The sequence below is a fragment of the Lysinibacillus sp. CTST325 genome (assembly GCF_054665055.1).
In genome coordinates, this window is the sequence record NZ_BAAFHO010000015.1 from 60,489 (window position 1) to 75,889 (window position 15,401).

Consider the following 15,401-nt stretch of genomic DNA (forward strand, 5'->3'; position numbering starts at 1 on the left):
AAAAATACCGAACTATCCAATGAAACTCTCATGAAGTGTTTCGGAAAAGTTCGGTTTTTCTATTTATCGCGTTTTGTTAATTTAGAGATTATTCGGTTTTATGAAGGAACCATTTGGTTATGTCCCAGCCTCACTTTTTTATTATAGAAATAAGTGAACAACGTATTCCTTAAACCTATTTAAGTTTTTTATCTAATAATATTCTTTTGTCAAATTACTGTAACATTCCTCTTTTAAAATACATGTATAAATTCATTTAAAAAGAGGTTATATAATGAAAAGAATATGCAAATATAGAAAATACAAAGTGTCAATAATTATACTCGTAGTTAGTTTAGCTTTACTTTCTATTTTTTTTATTAGGCTATTTCAAAAAGATAATAGAGAAATTCATTTTATAGATGAAATTGCTCCTATAGCTGTAGAATTAAACCAACAAACAAGAGGAGTGCTTCCGAGTATAACAATTGCACAGGCTATATTAGAATCGAATTATGGCAAAAGTGAATTAGCTATAAAAGCAAATAATTTATTTGGAATAAAAGGTAGCTATAAAGGCAATTCAGTAAAAATGCCAACTATGGAATATAAAAATAATAAAAGGTATACAATTGAAACTGAGTTTAGAGCTTATCCAGATTTGAAAAGTGCGTTTATTGACCATACTAAATTAATTTTAGAAGGAACGAGTTGGAATAAGCATCAATATTATGATGTTCTTGCTGCAGCGAATTATCAGGAAGCAGCCCATGCTTTGAAAAAAAACCACTATTCCACAGATCCTATGTATCCAGAAAAATTAATTGCTATTATAGAACAGTATAATTTAGGGAAATATGACAATTAGGAGATAAATATAATGAATGTACTTATCGCTGATGATGAACTAGATATGTTAAAGATTTTACAAAGTTATTTCAAAAAGGAAGGATTTACGGTATTTACGGCTACAAATGGTTCAGAGGCACTTGATATTTTCTATAATGAAAAAATTGATTTGGCCATTTTAGATTGGATGATGCCAGAAAAAGATGGAATTACAGTTTGCCGCGAAATGAAAAAGACCCAAAAAATTAAAGTATTAATACTAACGGCTAGAGATACTGGAGAAGATGAATTTATTGCCCTATCTGATGGCGCTGATGATTATGTAAATAAACCATTTTATCCAAAAGTTTTATTAATGAGGGCGAAAAAATTGTTGCAAATGGAATCCATTCAACGAATAAACGATGTTTCATTTGATATTTCAAGCAAACGTGTATGGAAATCTGGAAATGAATTGATTTTAACAAAGACTGAATTCGAGCTTTTACGTATATTTAGCCAAAATAGAAGACAAATATTAACGAGAGATCAACTACTTGATTTAATATGGGGAATGGACTACGAGGGTGATCCGCGGACGGTAGATACACATATTCGGCGTCTACGTGAAAAAATTGGAGAGGATATTATCCAAACACATCGAGGAGTTGGATATAGTACAAGAGAATGAAACGAAAAATTGGAACAAAATTAACTATTTATATAACTCTTGTTGTTATCATCACATTTAGTATCTCACTTGCGGTAAGTCAGTTTTTTCTACCAAAATATTATCTTTATCAATTGAACCAAAAAGTAACTAATGCTTTTTCAGTATATCAGGAATTTGAGGATAAGAGTTTGGTGGAGGATCAATTTGATGTAACTATTCTTTCAGTATCGCTAAAAGATAATATTAATGTCTTGAATGAAAATTTAAAACAACAACTTGCAAGAGAACATATTGCACTTAATAAATTTTGGGTTTCCGAAGAAGTAATACAAAAAGTTAATGAGGATAAAATTGTAGGCAAGGTTTACAATCAAGGAAAACAAAAATCCAGTTTTATCGCACATTATTCAAAAGATGATCATCAGCTAATAATGATTGGAGCCTCAATGGCTAATTTTATTGAAATAGCTAATTTTATTAATCGTTTTAACATATTCTTTTTGATAGTCAGTATCTTACTAATTATTATTATTACTGCCCTTTTATCTCGAAAACTAACAAGGCCGTTAAATGAACTCAAAAAAGTTGCAAAAGAAATTGGTGAGTTGGATTTTAAACAGGCTGAAATTCGGACAGGAGATGAAATCGAGGACCTTGCAAGAAGTATTAATAAAATGAGTAAGGCACTTGAAAAAGCGCAACAGGATTTATCAAAAAGAAACATTGATTTAAAGCAATTTATGATAGGTTTAACCCATGAGCTTAAAACTCCTTTAGCATTAGTTAGAGTATATTCCAGTGGAATTGAAGATGGTATGGATGATGGAACTTATCTTGCAACCATTAACAAGCAAGTTGATAGAATGGAAAAAATAATTACAGATATGCTTTATTTCGCCAAAACAGAAGAAAACGATTCTAATAAAACAAACTTTGATTTAATAATGTTGATAAATGAGATACTGGATAACTATCGACATATACAAGGAGATAAACATATTTATTTTAAAACTGAAGTTACTGAATTTATGCTGTCGACTGAACAAGATAAAGTACATTTCATATTTGAAAATATGATTAGTAATGCAATCAAATATGCTTCTGGAGATGAAATTCAGATTTTCTTTTGTCAAGACGGAGTGTTCGAAATTAGTAATGATACCACTCTTACAGATATATCTAGAATATGGCAGCCCTTTTATGTTGGAGAAAGCTCTCGTGACAAAAACTTTTCAGGTACTGGGCTAGGACTAGCTACCGTTAAAAGCCTTGTTGAACAATTAGGATATTCAGCTCAAGCAACGTTATCTAACAGTAAAATCATTTTTAAAATCGATTTTGTAAATCATGATTGCGTGGGAATGCATTAAATCATAGTATTGATAATTTAAAAATGGGTCTTAATATTAATTGATAACAGTTGTTGAACTATCCTAAAACAATGTTGCATTATTAGTCTAAAGACAAACAATCGCAACATTGTTTTTTATTTGGTAGTTGTATCTTTACATACATGTATTTAAAGAAATAAGCCTAATTAACTTTGAATAAATTAATCAAAAGTCTTGATAAAACACTAAGCATTAAAAGTTTGACTCGAATTAGTTTGTGAATGCTTACACTTCAACAAAGAGCCTTACTACAATAAAGTGTAGCAAGGCTCTTGTTTTTATAATTAGCTGTTTTCGTAAAGTTTGTTGCTCTAAAAATTTGCTTACATTAAAGAGTAAACGTTCTATAATATGAATGTGTATACATAAGGAGTGTTATGAATGAGACCTATTCTTACAAAAGAAATTAGTAGTCAAGATTTTATGGATTTTTATTGGTTAAAAGAAGAATTGCAATCATTTTGTAGAGATAATGGAATGAGCGCGTCGGGTTCTAAGATAGAGATTTCTGATAGAATTGAGACTTTTCTTCGGACAGGCAAGGTAAAAAAACCACAAAGAAATTCAAAGGCTAATAATAAACCTCGAACTAACAGTGAACTAAGTCTTGATACAGTCATTACGGGGAATCATCGTTGTAGTCAAGAGGTGAGAGCATTTTTTAAGTCAGTAATTCCAAAGTTTCATTTTTCTACCTATATTCAAAACTACATTAAAAATAATATTGGAAAAACGTATCGTGATGTTGTAGATGCTTGGTATGAAGAAGAAAAACGAAAAAAAGACCCATCACACGAGAAGAAAATTCCTCCTCAGTTTGAATACAATCAATTCATTCGGGACTTTTTCTCTGACTCAAAAAATAAAGGGAAAAGTCGTGCAGAAGCGATTGAAGCTTGGAACAAAATTAAGAAACTCCCTGGAAGTAACAAATATATACCTGAAAATTAGTTTAAAACATTCAGCTTTTCTTTGACAGATGGCATTTGTGCAATTTGTGGTTCCTTTTCAATGACTGAAATAACTTCCTTACAGTAAGTTAATTCATCCTTTACTTCGTTAGAAGTGATCTTTGCGGGGAATTTGTCTTTCATCGATTCGTCAATTTTGTAGACAACTTTTCGAGCGTTTTTTGATTGTAACGGGCTTTTGTATGTGTGGCATCCACAATAATCGTTTGACTGTTGATGATTTTTTTCTCCAATGCGATCTCAACTGTTTTCCCAATGAGCATGTTTATTAAGCTTACGTCTTGAAGACGAAGCCGACGAAATTTGTAAGCGAACTTGAATCAATGATAGGATCTTCTGGCGCCATATCCAAGAAATATTTGAATGACATATCGTACTTTGAACGCTCTACAAGGTCGACGTCTGATACATCATAAATCGCTTTTAATATTAAGTACTTAAACATACGAAATGGAGGAATGGCATTATGTCCATTGTCTAAACAATATTTTGTTTTTAACTCTTCTAAAATGAATGAAAAATCAACAAGTTCATTGATTTGGCGAAGTATATTATCTTTTGGCACAACAATATCGTAGATCGCCATATATGGACTTACATGAAGGGTTTCTTGATTTGAAATTATCGGGGGCATCACCTGCACATTAATTCTTTAATTATAAAGGAAAGCGTGACTAAAATAATAGTGTGATACATTGCGTTGTTTGGAGAAGCATCGCTCGACTCCTGCGGGAAAGCGAGACAGACGAGATCCCGCACGAAGCGAAGCGTAGGAGGAGGCTCGGCGCTCGCCCGCGGAAAGCGAGCGGAATGCTTCGGAAAACAACAGTAGAGTCACAGTGCCAAATGAAAAAAGCGGGGTATTCAACGATTTAATCGTTGAATACCTCGCAATGTGAGAAGATATAGACTTTTTCAGTGCCCTCATAATTAAGTTGTCTCTACCTTTCAAGTTAAAAGAAAAGTAGTAATAGTTGTAGAATGGAAATTTGGAATATAAAAGAAATATAATGCGGTGAATAGTGAATTTTTGTATAATTGATTAAAGGGGAGTGGTTTTATATGAATCAGCAAAAGATGCCACCAGCACTATTGCGTTTAATCGTAATTTTTCCGAATGTTCTGAGCTATTTATTGCTATTTGGACTAATTCTTTTTGTTATCTCAAATTATGACACATTAAAAGCGACGGACAACTTAACGGTTTGGCTTATTTTTATTGTAGTACTTGCACCGGCTGCTGCCTATACGACATTCAGCATTGTTAAAAAAATTCGCGCTGGACAAATGTAAGCTAAAACAAAAAGTGTATTCATTAGATAAACTAATGGATACACTTTTTGGACTTTTTAGTTCTGAATAATATAACTCCAATTACAAGTAGTGCTATGATTACAACAACTGATATAAAGTATATGTTAGAAATGACATTCATTATGTGAAAAGGTGCTTTATGAACAAAGACTGCCTTTACCCAATGGTTATTTTCCTTTACTGCAATTGCCATAGAAGTCGATATCCCATTTATTGCATAATATTTTGTTCCTTTTGGGTAATAGTTTGAGGCATCTCCGTAATAATTTCCGGTCATATCATTTGGCTTGGTCTTTACTTCCCCTATAATATTAACAATTTCACTATCTTCAATAAATTCTTCTTGTTTAACTTCATAAACATTTCCTTTCCAAACGACAAAAGGATAAGCCCAAGAGAGTGCTTGAACAGAGGATGAAATCATAAATATAAATAATAGCGATAACAACGGTATTCTTTTCATAAAGCACCTCCATAAGGTGACCATCTTACTTTATTATAAAAGAAAAAACTGGAAATGTTAAATTAACTTTGAAACGTAAAATTGATTCCACGATTTCTCTTTTTCTATTTGTATGATACCTAATTTTACAAGAGCTACATTTTCTGAAAAATGCCTTAATGATAGATATTTGATCTACAAGCAAAGCATACATTATAAGCAGGGTGTATTAGTCAAGGCGAATAAAATAATTCCATCTAGAGACACTAATAATAAATACGAGTTGTTTCAAAAAAAAAAATTGAAAAGCGGGGTGTTTTTTTGGATCCAATAAATTGTGATTTTTCACCAATGAAACAAACATTAAAGGAAGAGCTTCTGCAAGTCATTCATTCATTACAGCAAAGTGTAGAAGCAATGGATACGGATGCAAACTGTCTTCTTGGGAATTTTGAAAAAATAAAAGAGAAATTTGTAACGATTGAAATGAAGGCTGCTACGTTTTATTTGAATTGCTATCTTTCGCCGTTTACTGAAAAATATCCTGAGCTTTCGCATAGCGTACAAAATATGTCTAAAAGAAGACACGGCGGACTAATTGTTATTGAACGGGAGGATTCTGTATCATCTATTATACAGCCTGGTATTCATATTGGTGCAGAAGTAACGCATTCCTTATTAGAAACTATTTTTTTTCCTGGAAATCCTCTTCATGATGGTGCCGTTTTAATAAGCCAAAATCTAATTAAATCAGCAGCAAATGTACTGCCACTGTCAGAGAGATATACGGGAGAAAAGAAACTGGGCACAAGACATCGAGCAGCATTAGGGTTAAGTGAAGTAAGTGATGCGCTTGTCATGATAGTGTCTGAAGAAACAGGAAGAATTTCCTTTGCCTTTAAAGGAAATTTATATCCAATTACGACGCATGGCATTATATAGTGTGAGCTTCACACTAAAAAAATCTTGAATTCGAGATATTTTCCTTGCTTATTTATCATTTGCGTTGTAAAGTGATGTATGAGAGGGGGAGGAAGCGATGCGAAAACACACGCTCGGAACACTGACGTGGATTCGGATGATGCGCTTTACAAATCAAAGTAATCAACTATCCAATGAGTTTTTAAAGCGCTTTAACTTAACGACTGCACAATTTGATGTCCTAATCCAAATTAAGACATATGCACCGTTAACGCAATCCCAATTAGCAGAGAAAGTGATAGTGACGCAAGGTGGTATGTCTCGGATGCTTGCTCGTCTTGAAAAAGATGGACTTATTGAACGTAAGCAAAATTGGAAGACTAAAACAATCTCACTAACAGCTAAAGGCGAGCAGATGATTGATGCGGCAACACCAAGTCAGCTACAATTTCAATCTTCATTTTTTGAAGAAGTATTAACAGACGAAGAAATGAAAACTTTAAATACACTAATATCGAAAATAGAGAAGCATAGTCGTGATAAAAAATTACCACCAGCGTGATTTTTTTACACTATCACTTGCTTAGTCAAGTGAAAATGAGGAGGAAACATTCGTGAACAAATTAAGTGGACATCATCATATATCAATGCTAACAAAAAACGGTAAACGTAATAATGATTTTTACACAAAAATTCTCGGCTTACGTCGTGTAAAGAAATCAGTAAACCAAGATTCGCCTTCCATGTATCACTTGTTTTATGGAGACATAACAGGAGCACCGGGTACAGAATTAACGTTTTTTGAAATGCCTGTAGCAGGACGGACAGTTCGCGGAACAAATGCCATTACACGTATTGGGCTACTAGTGCCAAGCTATGATAGTCTGCAATATTGGAAAGCTCGTTTTCAACAGTTAGAGATTGAACATAGTGAAATAACAACTTATGCAGGTAAAGATGCATTGTTTTTTGAGGATCATGAAGGATTACGAATGGTCCTTTTAAACAATCATGGTCATGAAACACCATCTCATTGGCACCCATGGGACGGCTCTGATATCCCTGCAGAACATCGCATTTTAGGAATGGGTACAGTTGAAATGACAGTTCGTTATTTGCAACGGACAGTAAGCTTATTAAAAGAGCTTTTTAATTACACAGCTGTAACAGAAAGTGAAAAAGAAGCGGTATTGCAATCCATTCCTGGTGAAGTGATTGGGGAAATCGTCGTTCAAGAATTAGAAGGGCCAAGTGAGAAACCTGGACGTGGTAGTATTCATCATCTTGCACTACGTGTTGGCACAGTGGAGGAATTGCAACAGTGGGATCTCAAAATTAAGGAGCAGGGCTTTGATAGTACTGGTATTGTGGATCGTTATTATTTCCAAAGCCTTTATTTTAGAGACCGTAATGGGATTTTATTTGAAATGGCGACAGATGGCCCAGGATTTACAGTTGATTCGGCAATAGAGGATCTTGGCAAAGAACTTGATCTTCCACCATTTTTAGAAGAAAGGCGTGCAGAAATCGAAGCTATTTTAGAGCCACTAGATTAAGGAGAGATTTTATCATGGAAAAATACCGTATTGATCAATCGAAAGGCATCGAATTTGGCCTTTATTCATTAGGGGATCATATTCCAAATCCATTAACAGGTGAACGTATTTCAGCTCAGCAACGAATCCAAGGACTAATTGAAGCAAGTCAGCTTGCAGAACAAGCAGGTATTGATGTTTTTGCTGTTGGCGAAAGTCATCAGTCGTACTTTACGACACAGGCACACACGGTTGTTTTAGGAGCAATCGCACAAGCTACATCAAAAATTAAATTAGCAAGCTCTGCAACAGTACTAAGTGTCTCTGATCCAGTACGCGTATATGAAGATTTTGCAACGATCGATTTAATTTCAGATGGACGTGCAGAAATAGTCGCAGGGCGTGGCTCTCGAGTTGGTGCATATCAATTACTAGGCGTTGATTTAAAGGATTATGAAGAAATTTTTGAAGAAAAATTAGAGTTACTGAAAAAAATAAATGACAACGAACTGGTCACTTGGGAAGGACAATTCCGTGCACCACTTCACAGTGCACAAATTTTGCCACAACCTAAAAATGGGTCGTTGCCAATTTGGCGAGCTGTCGGTGGACCACCTGCAAGTGCCATTAAAGCTGGCTATATGGGTATTCCGATGATGCTAACGACATTAGGTGGTCCCGCTGTTAACTTTAAGCCATCAGTTGATGCCTACAGAGAGGCAGCAGAGCGAAGTGGCTTTGATCCGCAAGAGTTACCGATTGCTACAACTAGCCTTTTCTATGTTGCTGATACGACACAAGAGGCACTAGAAGGGATGTACCCACATTTAAATGGTGGTTTCCAAGCAATTCGTGGCACGGGTTACCCAAAGCAACAATTTGAGGAAGCGCCAGATACACGAGACGCCTTAATGGTCGGAAGTAAGGAGCAAATTATTGAAAAATTACTGTACCAATACGAGCTCTATGGCATGCAGCGATTTATGGCACAAATTGACTTTGGCGGTGTGCCATTCGATAAATTAATGAAAAATATTGAAATTATAGGGAACGACATTCTACCTGTGATCAAAAAATATACAGCAAAATAAGGGGAGTAACAGATAGAAGATAGCCCGACGCCCCCAGTAAAGCGCCCGGCCGGAACGGAGATCAACCCCTCGTTTTGCCGGAGGGCCATACTTTATGACGCTGCATGAGATTAAATCTTATGCAGCGTTTTTTCGTGTAAATATTTAGTTTTGGTTGGCCCACTTAAACCACCGAGCATGACCATCAGGGCGCTCCATACTACGGTTTGATGTTATTTCTCCTTGATCAATAAAATCTTGATGCAATAGCATATCAAATAAATTGTTATAACAATGGTAGAGAGGTCGTTCCATGCTGATTTCTTTTAATTGTTCAATTAGTTCAAGGCGTAATTCCATGGGGATTTGATTGGCCACATGCGTATGATAAACAACTAATAGCGCATCTTGATTTATATCTCTACTAATCTCTTTTATAAGTTTAATAGCATCTCCTTTTATCAGCTCTAAATCGAGTTCTTTTAAAATAGGAAGTGCTTGATTTAATAAAAGTCTACGTTCTTGATGCTCTGGCCAAATTAATGCCTGTAACCAACGAAGCTCTTCCTCGTTATGAATATCAATAGGATTTAAATCAATACCAACTCGCTTACAAACAACTGGCGCATTTGAAATGGAAGCTGGAAGCGGTTCTCCCCGATTTTCTGAGGACAAGACGAAAGCGCTATTTGAATTGTTTATATGAAGCTGTTGATTATAGCAGTAATTGTATTGATCCATTCCAAGTTGAAGTCCTGCACTTGCCCCGATTTCTATGAAGGCTAGTGGTTTTTGATGGCGTTCATAAATTTCTGTCATCATCGGGTAAAGGTAAGAACAACGACGAATTTCATTTGTCTGGACAAGTTTTTCTTGAAATAAAGTCTTCAATTCTTCTGAATGGGACAAGACGAATGCTTTAAAAACAGGGTACACTTCATTTATTGCTTTGGGTGTTGTCGTTAAGGATGGATAAAAATTAACTAATTCATCATTTGATGATGGCAGCAAATATTGAACGCCAGCTAATAATAAATTTGGTACAGGTTGTCCTTGGGGTATAAATGCAGCAACTTTTAAGAGTTCATCATCATCGGCAATTTTATTCGCTAAATGTTCATACAGTGGACTTGAGTTTTCACATTCATTTTTTGCAAAAGTACGAAATTGCTTACTTAATTTAGCTAACATACGATTCTCCCCTTTGTGTAAAAGTAATCGATTCTATTTTTAGTTTATTATTGTTGGATAATTTAGTAAATTAAATATAGTTAATGAAGTTGATTAACAACATTAATGAATGGGGTGAGATTTTGGATTATAAATGGATACAGTCTTTTGTAGTAGCCGCTAAATCTTGTAATTTTCGAGAAGCCGCAGAAGAACTTCATTTATCACAGCCAAGTATTACAGTTCATATTCATCAGCTAGAACAATTTTTGAATGTTAAATTATTTAAACGTGAAAAAAATCGTGTGCAATTGACGGAGGCAGGACAGCTTTTTCTAATAGAAGCTCAGCAAATCATTCATCAATGGGAAAAAAGTATTGAACGTTTTCAGTTAGCAACAAAGGGTATTGAAGAAAAACTAGTGATTGCAATGACTCCTTTAATGGTGGAAACGATATTGCCTTATGTTATCTATCAGTTTATCAATGAAAATCCTGCCATTGAAATATCGATTCTAGTAGAGGATTCAGCAAAAATTGAGGATTTAATAAATAGTGATAAGTCGCATATTGGTGTTTCCTTATTGCCAACACGTTACCGCCATTGGCACCAAGAGCTTCTTGTAGAGAGTCCTTTAGAATTGGTTATTCCACTGGATGCTTTCGATGATGAGACAGGAGCTTATATTGATTATGAGGAATTATTTCAAACCTACACTTTATTTACACATCATCATCCAACTATTTGGGATGCTTTATTACATAAAATTCAGGAAAAATATGTAGTGACCAAGCAAGTGTCCATATCCCAATCCTATGTGGTAAAGCGCTTAATAAAAGATGGACTAGGCATGTCATTTTTGCCACGGATGATTGTGAGAAGAGAGCGGATGGAAGGTCGGTTTAATATCGTTCCCTTCGATGAATTAGCTTTGCCAAGTGTTCCTGTATATCTTTTTTATAAGGATTCAGTAAAAATTCCAGAAGAGCTATTATGTTTATTGCAGACAAGGGATTATTTATAAAATTATAGTCAACCATCCCGAGAATTAATTATCGATTTCATAGCTATATTAATGGTCATATCAAAAGTAGGGAAGTCGTTAGTAAAACCTATGCCATGTAAGTTGATCTTCGTTACGACTGGGCGACTCCTTGGGGATTAGTGATAGAGGAACGAAGGCTAAAACCATCACATCCTGTGATAACGTCTTCGTGACCAACATCGTGTTGGCCCGAGACCCTGTAGCGAAGCGGCTCATCGGACGCCCCCAGGAAGCTTTGCTCTGTGCGAAAGCGAAGCGTCAGCGACAATGCGCCCAGTCGGAACGGAAATCAACCCACGTTATGGTGATAGCTCTTAAAAATTTAATGTTGAACGACGTAAAGTTTTATATAATACCAATAGGGATATTTTAACAAAGGCGTGATTATATTGAGAATTTTAATGGTTGAGGATCATGAAGATGTAAATGCGATGTTAACCGAATTGTTTGAGCAAGCAGATTATCAGGTAACAAGTGTGATGGATGGAGTAGAAGGTTACCGGGCATTTTTACAAAATGAGTTTGATATTGTGCTTCTTGATATTATGCTTCCCTATAAAAGTGGGGATGAATTATTAAAAGAAATTCGCGCTATTTCGGATGTACCTGTTGTTATGATTTCAGCTAAAGATTTAGTGTCAACAAAAATTGATTTGCTTCGTTTAGGAGCGGATGATTATATTACGAAACCATTTGACCTTGGTGAGGTTCTTGCCCGTATTGAATCGATATTACGTCGTGTTAAAAAACAAGCTACACCTATGAAGCAGCTGCAATATAAGGATATAGTACTGGATGATGTCGCTAAGCGAGTTACAGTGAGTGGTGGAGAGGTCTTGCTAACTGCAAAGGAATATCTATTGCTCGAATTATTTATGACAAACCAAGAGAAAGTATTCACGAAAGCAAATTTATATGAATCCATTTGGCAGGAAGAATATTTAGGGGATGAACATATTATTAAAATCCATATTAGTAATCTTCGACATAAATTAAAGACAAAAAATCCACAAGCGGATTATATCGAGACGCTTCGTGGGCTTGGTTATCGTTTACGTCCATAAATTATCCGTAATCTATACGCCATCTTTACTTTATCTATACCTTTCATGAGTAATCTATGAATATGAAAGGGAGGTGCTTAATATGGGAGAAACCATATTAAAAACAAATCAATTAACGAAAACATATAAAAAGCATACAGTACTTCACGACGTATCAATCGAATTAAAAGAAGGACGTATTTATGGGCTTATTGGTGAAAACGGTGCGGGAAAAACAACCTTAATGAAGATTGTTTCAGGGATTAGTTTTCAAACAGAAGGTTCATTTGAGTTATTTGGAAAATCGTCTAACAAGGAAATACAGCAGCAACGAAAACGTATTGCCAGCATGATTGAACAACCGGCGATTAGCCCTGATATGACTGCAAAAGGTAACCTTAAATATCATCGTTTAATGCGGGGGATTCCGAATGAAGAGCTAGAGGATGAAATACTGCAATTGGTTGGATTGACGAGTACCAACAATAAGAAAGCTAAGCATTTTTCACTAGGCATGAAACAACGTTTAGGCATCGCTATTGCGTTATTAACTAACCCAGAGTTATTGATTTTAGATGAGCCAGTGAATGGGTTAGATCCTATAGGTGTTGTTGAAATTCGTCAGCTTTTAACACGGCTTTGTGAAGAGCGACAGATGACAATTTTAATTTCGAGTCATAATTTACCGGAACTTTATCAAACAACAACTGATTATATCATTATTCATAAAGGGAAAATTATGAAACAAATGACGCAACAACAGCTCGACGAAGAATGTAGACATTATATTCGCATTGGTTGTACAGCTCCCGAACAATGTGCGCATGTATTAGAAACAAATCTTAAAACACAAAATTTTCAAGTCATGCCAAATAAAACGATTAAATTGTATGATTTCTTAGAGGATCTTGGGGACGTATCAACCGCCTTATTCGAAAATGGGGTAACACTTACGGAATTTAGTCTACAAGGAGACACATTAGAGAACTACTTCCTTACGTTAATTGGAGGTGAGAACCATGTTTAATTTAGTACGTGCTTACCTCTATAAAACAACTAAATCCAAAATATTTTGGGTCTTATTGGCTCTCACAACATGTTCTGCAACAGCAATGTTTAGTATTGCCTATGGGATTGGCAATAACTCAATAAATGAAAGCATCAGCAACGTTGGTTTTCTACTATCTGATATGAATACGATGTCAATAGTAGGTGCAGTACTTGCTACTACACTTATTTGTTCAGATTTTGATACCAAAAATATTCATCATCCAATTATAAGCGGCTTTGCAAGAATCCAAATTGTTATAAGTAAAGCGATTGTTTTCTGGATATTACTTATTGTTCTTGTAAGCCCGTATATCATCGTGACAATAATTGGTTTATCAATGGACAGCACGTTTAGCATGGGCGGGAAAGCAGCAGGTTTTTTAAGCATTCTAACTTCGACTACTAGTGGTAGCTTTGGCGAATACGTAACAATAATGTGCACAATGACTATAGTCTATCTTGCACAGTTAACGACTTGTATTTTTCTTGCGTTTGCCTTAAGAAAATCGGTGCTTGTAGTAGCTGCGTATTACATGATGTCCATGTTCTTTGGGCAGGTCGCTAGTTTTCAGGATTCATTTGAGATGATAGATAAGGTATTATCCTTCACACCATATTCAGCGGAGTATCTTACGATTAATTTAAGCATGAGTAAAGGTGATATAATTTCGGCCGTTTTCATTTGTGTCATCTTTATAGTAGTAATTATATATTTAACATTCGTGACATTTAGAAAAGCAGAAATCAAGTAAGGGGATGTAGGGAATGTGGATTGTGGCAGTTGTAGTCATTGTAGGATTATTGTTTTATATTTTTTATATACAAAGGCAAATACGATTGATGAACATACAATTGTCACAACGTCTACATGAGCAATATACGCAGCCAATTAGCGTAGAGCTATTAAACAAAGAAATAAATCAACTAGTGGCAAATATAAATCGCATATTGATAGAATCGCAGAAATCAAGGTCGTATATTAAACGGGAGGAAAAATACTATAAGGAAATGATTTCAAACATTTCTCATGATTTTCGTACGCCACTAACTGCGATAAAGGGCTATCAACAAATGCTTTTAAAAGAACCCTTAACAGAAAAGCAGCTTGCAAAGCTTGGAGTCGCACAAAAACATGTTGGAAGACTAGAGCAATTATTAGCAACATTTTTTGAATATTCCTATTTGCATAGTAATGAAGATCAACCCAAAAAGGATCGTATTAATATATCAAACATCGTATTTGAAGAGATTGCTGGTGCCTTTGCACAATTTGAACAAAAAGGAATAGCCGTCAACTTACCTAATTTTGAGCCGCTCATTATTAACTCTGATGAAGAAATGCTTTTACGTATTGTGCAAAACCTAGTACGAAATAGCATCATGCATGCTCAAGGTGATGTCACGATCAAGATATGGTTAGAAGAAGAACATGCATATATCTGTTTTCAAAATCCGATTGACGAAAATATTCAACTAAATCCTAACCAGCTCTTTGATCGATTTTATACAACAGATAATTCCAGACGTAAAAACACGGGTCTAGGGCTATCTATTGTCAAGCTGCTAGCAGAAAAATTAGGTGGAAATGCTACGGCCAAAATAGAAAATGGCATGATTGAGTTTTTAGTGTGTTTAAAAAAGAATTTGTAATAGTAGTAGCCAAGAAGCTTAGTGCATCTTGGCTACTACTATTACATGAAACGTTTATAACAATGTTATAATCACTATGGAATTATAAAACTATTTATGGTAATTATAGTATATGTGGTGATGGTTATGTTGGTGGTGATTTCATCATTTTATGTACCCCTAAAAAAATTTGGATTGGACTTGTATTACTAGGGATATCTCGTATCTCTATGACTTAGTCATATAAAAATAGTTTCACTAGATGACCATTAGATTAGGGAGTTCTTCAATGAAGAAAAAAGGCATTTTCATACTTATTAGACATTTGAAAGCGTAAAG

17 protein-coding genes and 1 pseudogene are annotated in these 15,401 nt (G+C 34.9%); 14 read left to right on the forward strand and 4 right to left on the reverse strand.

The features are described from left to right. The first annotated feature begins 274 nt into the window (after window positions 1-274). The 4 genes from ACYQ73_RS23445 to ACYQ73_RS23460 all read left to right on the forward strand — a co-directional run bounded on the left by ACYQ73_RS23445 (window position 275) and on the right by ACYQ73_RS23460 (window position 3,822). Entirely contained in the window at window positions 275-847 is a 573-nt protein-coding gene (locus ACYQ73_RS23445; protein WP_460014647.1) for a glycoside hydrolase family 73 protein, read from the forward strand. A 12-nt stretch (window positions 848-859) separates the two neighbouring features. Beyond that, entirely contained in the window at window positions 860-1,498 is a 639-nt protein-coding gene (locus ACYQ73_RS23450; RefSeq protein ID WP_460014648.1) for a response regulator transcription factor, read from the forward strand. Then, window positions 1,495-2,850: a sensor histidine kinase gene (locus tag ACYQ73_RS23455; RefSeq protein ID WP_460014649.1), complete on the forward strand. Its 1,356-nt coding sequence runs from the start codon at window positions 1,495-1,497 to the stop codon at window positions 2,848-2,850. The genes ACYQ73_RS23450 and ACYQ73_RS23455 overlap by 4 nt, the downstream gene beginning before the upstream one ends. A 402-nt stretch (window positions 2,851-3,252) precedes the next feature. Beyond that, window positions 3,253-3,822 carry a DUF6434 domain-containing protein gene (locus tag ACYQ73_RS23460; protein ID WP_460014650.1) on the forward strand — a complete coding sequence of 190 codons (570 nt, stop codon included), beginning with the start codon at window positions 3,253-3,255 and terminating at the stop codon, window positions 3,820-3,822. Between the two features lie 2 nt (window positions 3,823-3,824). On the opposite strand, the pseudogene ACYQ73_RS23465 reads toward ACYQ73_RS23460, so the two are convergent. Continuing rightward, window positions 3,825-4,467 (reverse strand): annotated as a pseudogene (locus ACYQ73_RS23465) (transposase); the annotation flags it as partial. Window positions 4,468-4,904: 437 nt separating this feature from the next. On the opposite strand from ACYQ73_RS23465, the gene ACYQ73_RS23470 reads away from it, so the two are divergent. Next, window positions 4,905-5,135, forward strand: coding sequence for an acyl-phosphate glycerol 3-phosphate acyltransferase (locus ACYQ73_RS23470; protein WP_460014651.1), 231 nt, complete (start codon window positions 4,905-4,907; stop codon window positions 5,133-5,135). A 31-nt stretch (window positions 5,136-5,166) separates the two neighbouring features. Here the strand turns inward: ACYQ73_RS23470 and ACYQ73_RS23475 are convergent, their stop codons facing one another. Continuing rightward, window positions 5,167-5,619 (reverse strand): hypothetical protein, encoded by a 453-nt coding sequence (locus tag ACYQ73_RS23475; RefSeq protein WP_460014652.1) that lies wholly within the window; start codon window positions 5,617-5,619, stop codon window positions 5,167-5,169. Between the two features lie 300 nt (window positions 5,620-5,919). On the opposite strand from ACYQ73_RS23475, the gene cdaS reads away from it, so the two are divergent. From cdaS to ACYQ73_RS23495, 4 genes are all read left to right on the forward strand, one after another. Then, on the forward strand, window positions 5,920-6,540 hold the full coding sequence (gene cdaS, locus ACYQ73_RS23480) for a sporulation-specific diadenylate cyclase CdaS (protein ID WP_460014653.1): 621 nt from the start codon (window positions 5,920-5,922) through the stop codon (window positions 6,538-6,540). Between the two features lie 97 nt (window positions 6,541-6,637). Further along, on the forward strand, window positions 6,638-7,081 hold the full coding sequence (locus tag ACYQ73_RS23485) for a MarR family winged helix-turn-helix transcriptional regulator (RefSeq protein WP_460014654.1): 444 nt from the start codon (window positions 6,638-6,640) through the stop codon (window positions 7,079-7,081). A 52-nt stretch (window positions 7,082-7,133) separates the two neighbouring features. After that, window positions 7,134-8,075 carry a ring-cleaving dioxygenase gene (locus ACYQ73_RS23490; protein ID WP_460014655.1) on the forward strand — a complete coding sequence of 314 codons (942 nt, stop codon included), beginning with the start codon at window positions 7,134-7,136 and terminating at the stop codon, window positions 8,073-8,075. A gap of 14 nt (window positions 8,076-8,089) precedes the next feature. Next, window positions 8,090-9,145: an LLM class flavin-dependent oxidoreductase gene (locus ACYQ73_RS23495; protein ID WP_460014656.1), complete on the forward strand. Its 1,056-nt coding sequence runs from the start codon at window positions 8,090-8,092 to the stop codon at window positions 9,143-9,145. Between the two features lie 144 nt (window positions 9,146-9,289). Here ACYQ73_RS23495 and ACYQ73_RS23500 read toward each other — a convergent pair whose 3' ends face one another. Further along, on the reverse strand, window positions 9,290-10,315 hold the full coding sequence (locus ACYQ73_RS23500) for a DUF2332 domain-containing protein (RefSeq protein WP_460014657.1): 1,026 nt from the start codon (window positions 10,313-10,315) through the stop codon (window positions 9,290-9,292). Between the two features lie 122 nt (window positions 10,316-10,437). On the opposite strand from ACYQ73_RS23500, the gene ACYQ73_RS23505 reads away from it, so the two are divergent. Continuing rightward, on the forward strand, window positions 10,438-11,319 hold the full coding sequence (locus ACYQ73_RS23505) for a LysR family transcriptional regulator (protein ID WP_460014658.1): 882 nt from the start codon (window positions 10,438-10,440) through the stop codon (window positions 11,317-11,319). 112 nt (window positions 11,320-11,431) lie between these two features. Here the strand turns inward: ACYQ73_RS23505 and ACYQ73_RS23510 are convergent, their stop codons facing one another. Further along, complete coding sequence (locus ACYQ73_RS23510) at window positions 11,432-11,608, reverse strand: hypothetical protein (protein ID WP_460014659.1); 177 nt, start codon at window positions 11,606-11,608, stop codon at window positions 11,432-11,434. Window positions 11,609-11,741: 133 nt separating this feature from the next. Between ACYQ73_RS23510 and ACYQ73_RS23515 the strand changes: the two genes are divergently transcribed. The 4 genes from ACYQ73_RS23515 (at window position 11,742) to ACYQ73_RS23530 (ending at window position 15,083) form a co-directional block, all read left to right on the forward strand. Further along, window positions 11,742-12,404: a response regulator transcription factor gene (locus tag ACYQ73_RS23515; protein ID WP_460014660.1), complete on the forward strand. Its 663-nt coding sequence runs from the start codon at window positions 11,742-11,744 to the stop codon at window positions 12,402-12,404. A gap of 82 nt (window positions 12,405-12,486) precedes the next feature. Further along, complete coding sequence (locus ACYQ73_RS23520; RefSeq protein ID WP_460014661.1) at window positions 12,487-13,410, forward strand: ABC transporter ATP-binding protein; 924 nt, start codon at window positions 12,487-12,489, stop codon at window positions 13,408-13,410. Further along, window positions 13,403-14,185, forward strand: coding sequence for an ABC transporter permease (locus ACYQ73_RS23525; protein ID WP_460014662.1), 783 nt, complete (start codon window positions 13,403-13,405; stop codon window positions 14,183-14,185). The genes ACYQ73_RS23520 and ACYQ73_RS23525 overlap by 8 nt, the downstream gene beginning before the upstream one ends. Before the next feature lie 13 nt (window positions 14,186-14,198). Next, on the forward strand, window positions 14,199-15,083 hold the full coding sequence (locus tag ACYQ73_RS23530; RefSeq protein WP_460014663.1) for a sensor histidine kinase: 885 nt from the start codon (window positions 14,199-14,201) through the stop codon (window positions 15,081-15,083). The last annotated feature ends 318 nt before the right edge of the window (window positions 15,084-15,401 follow it).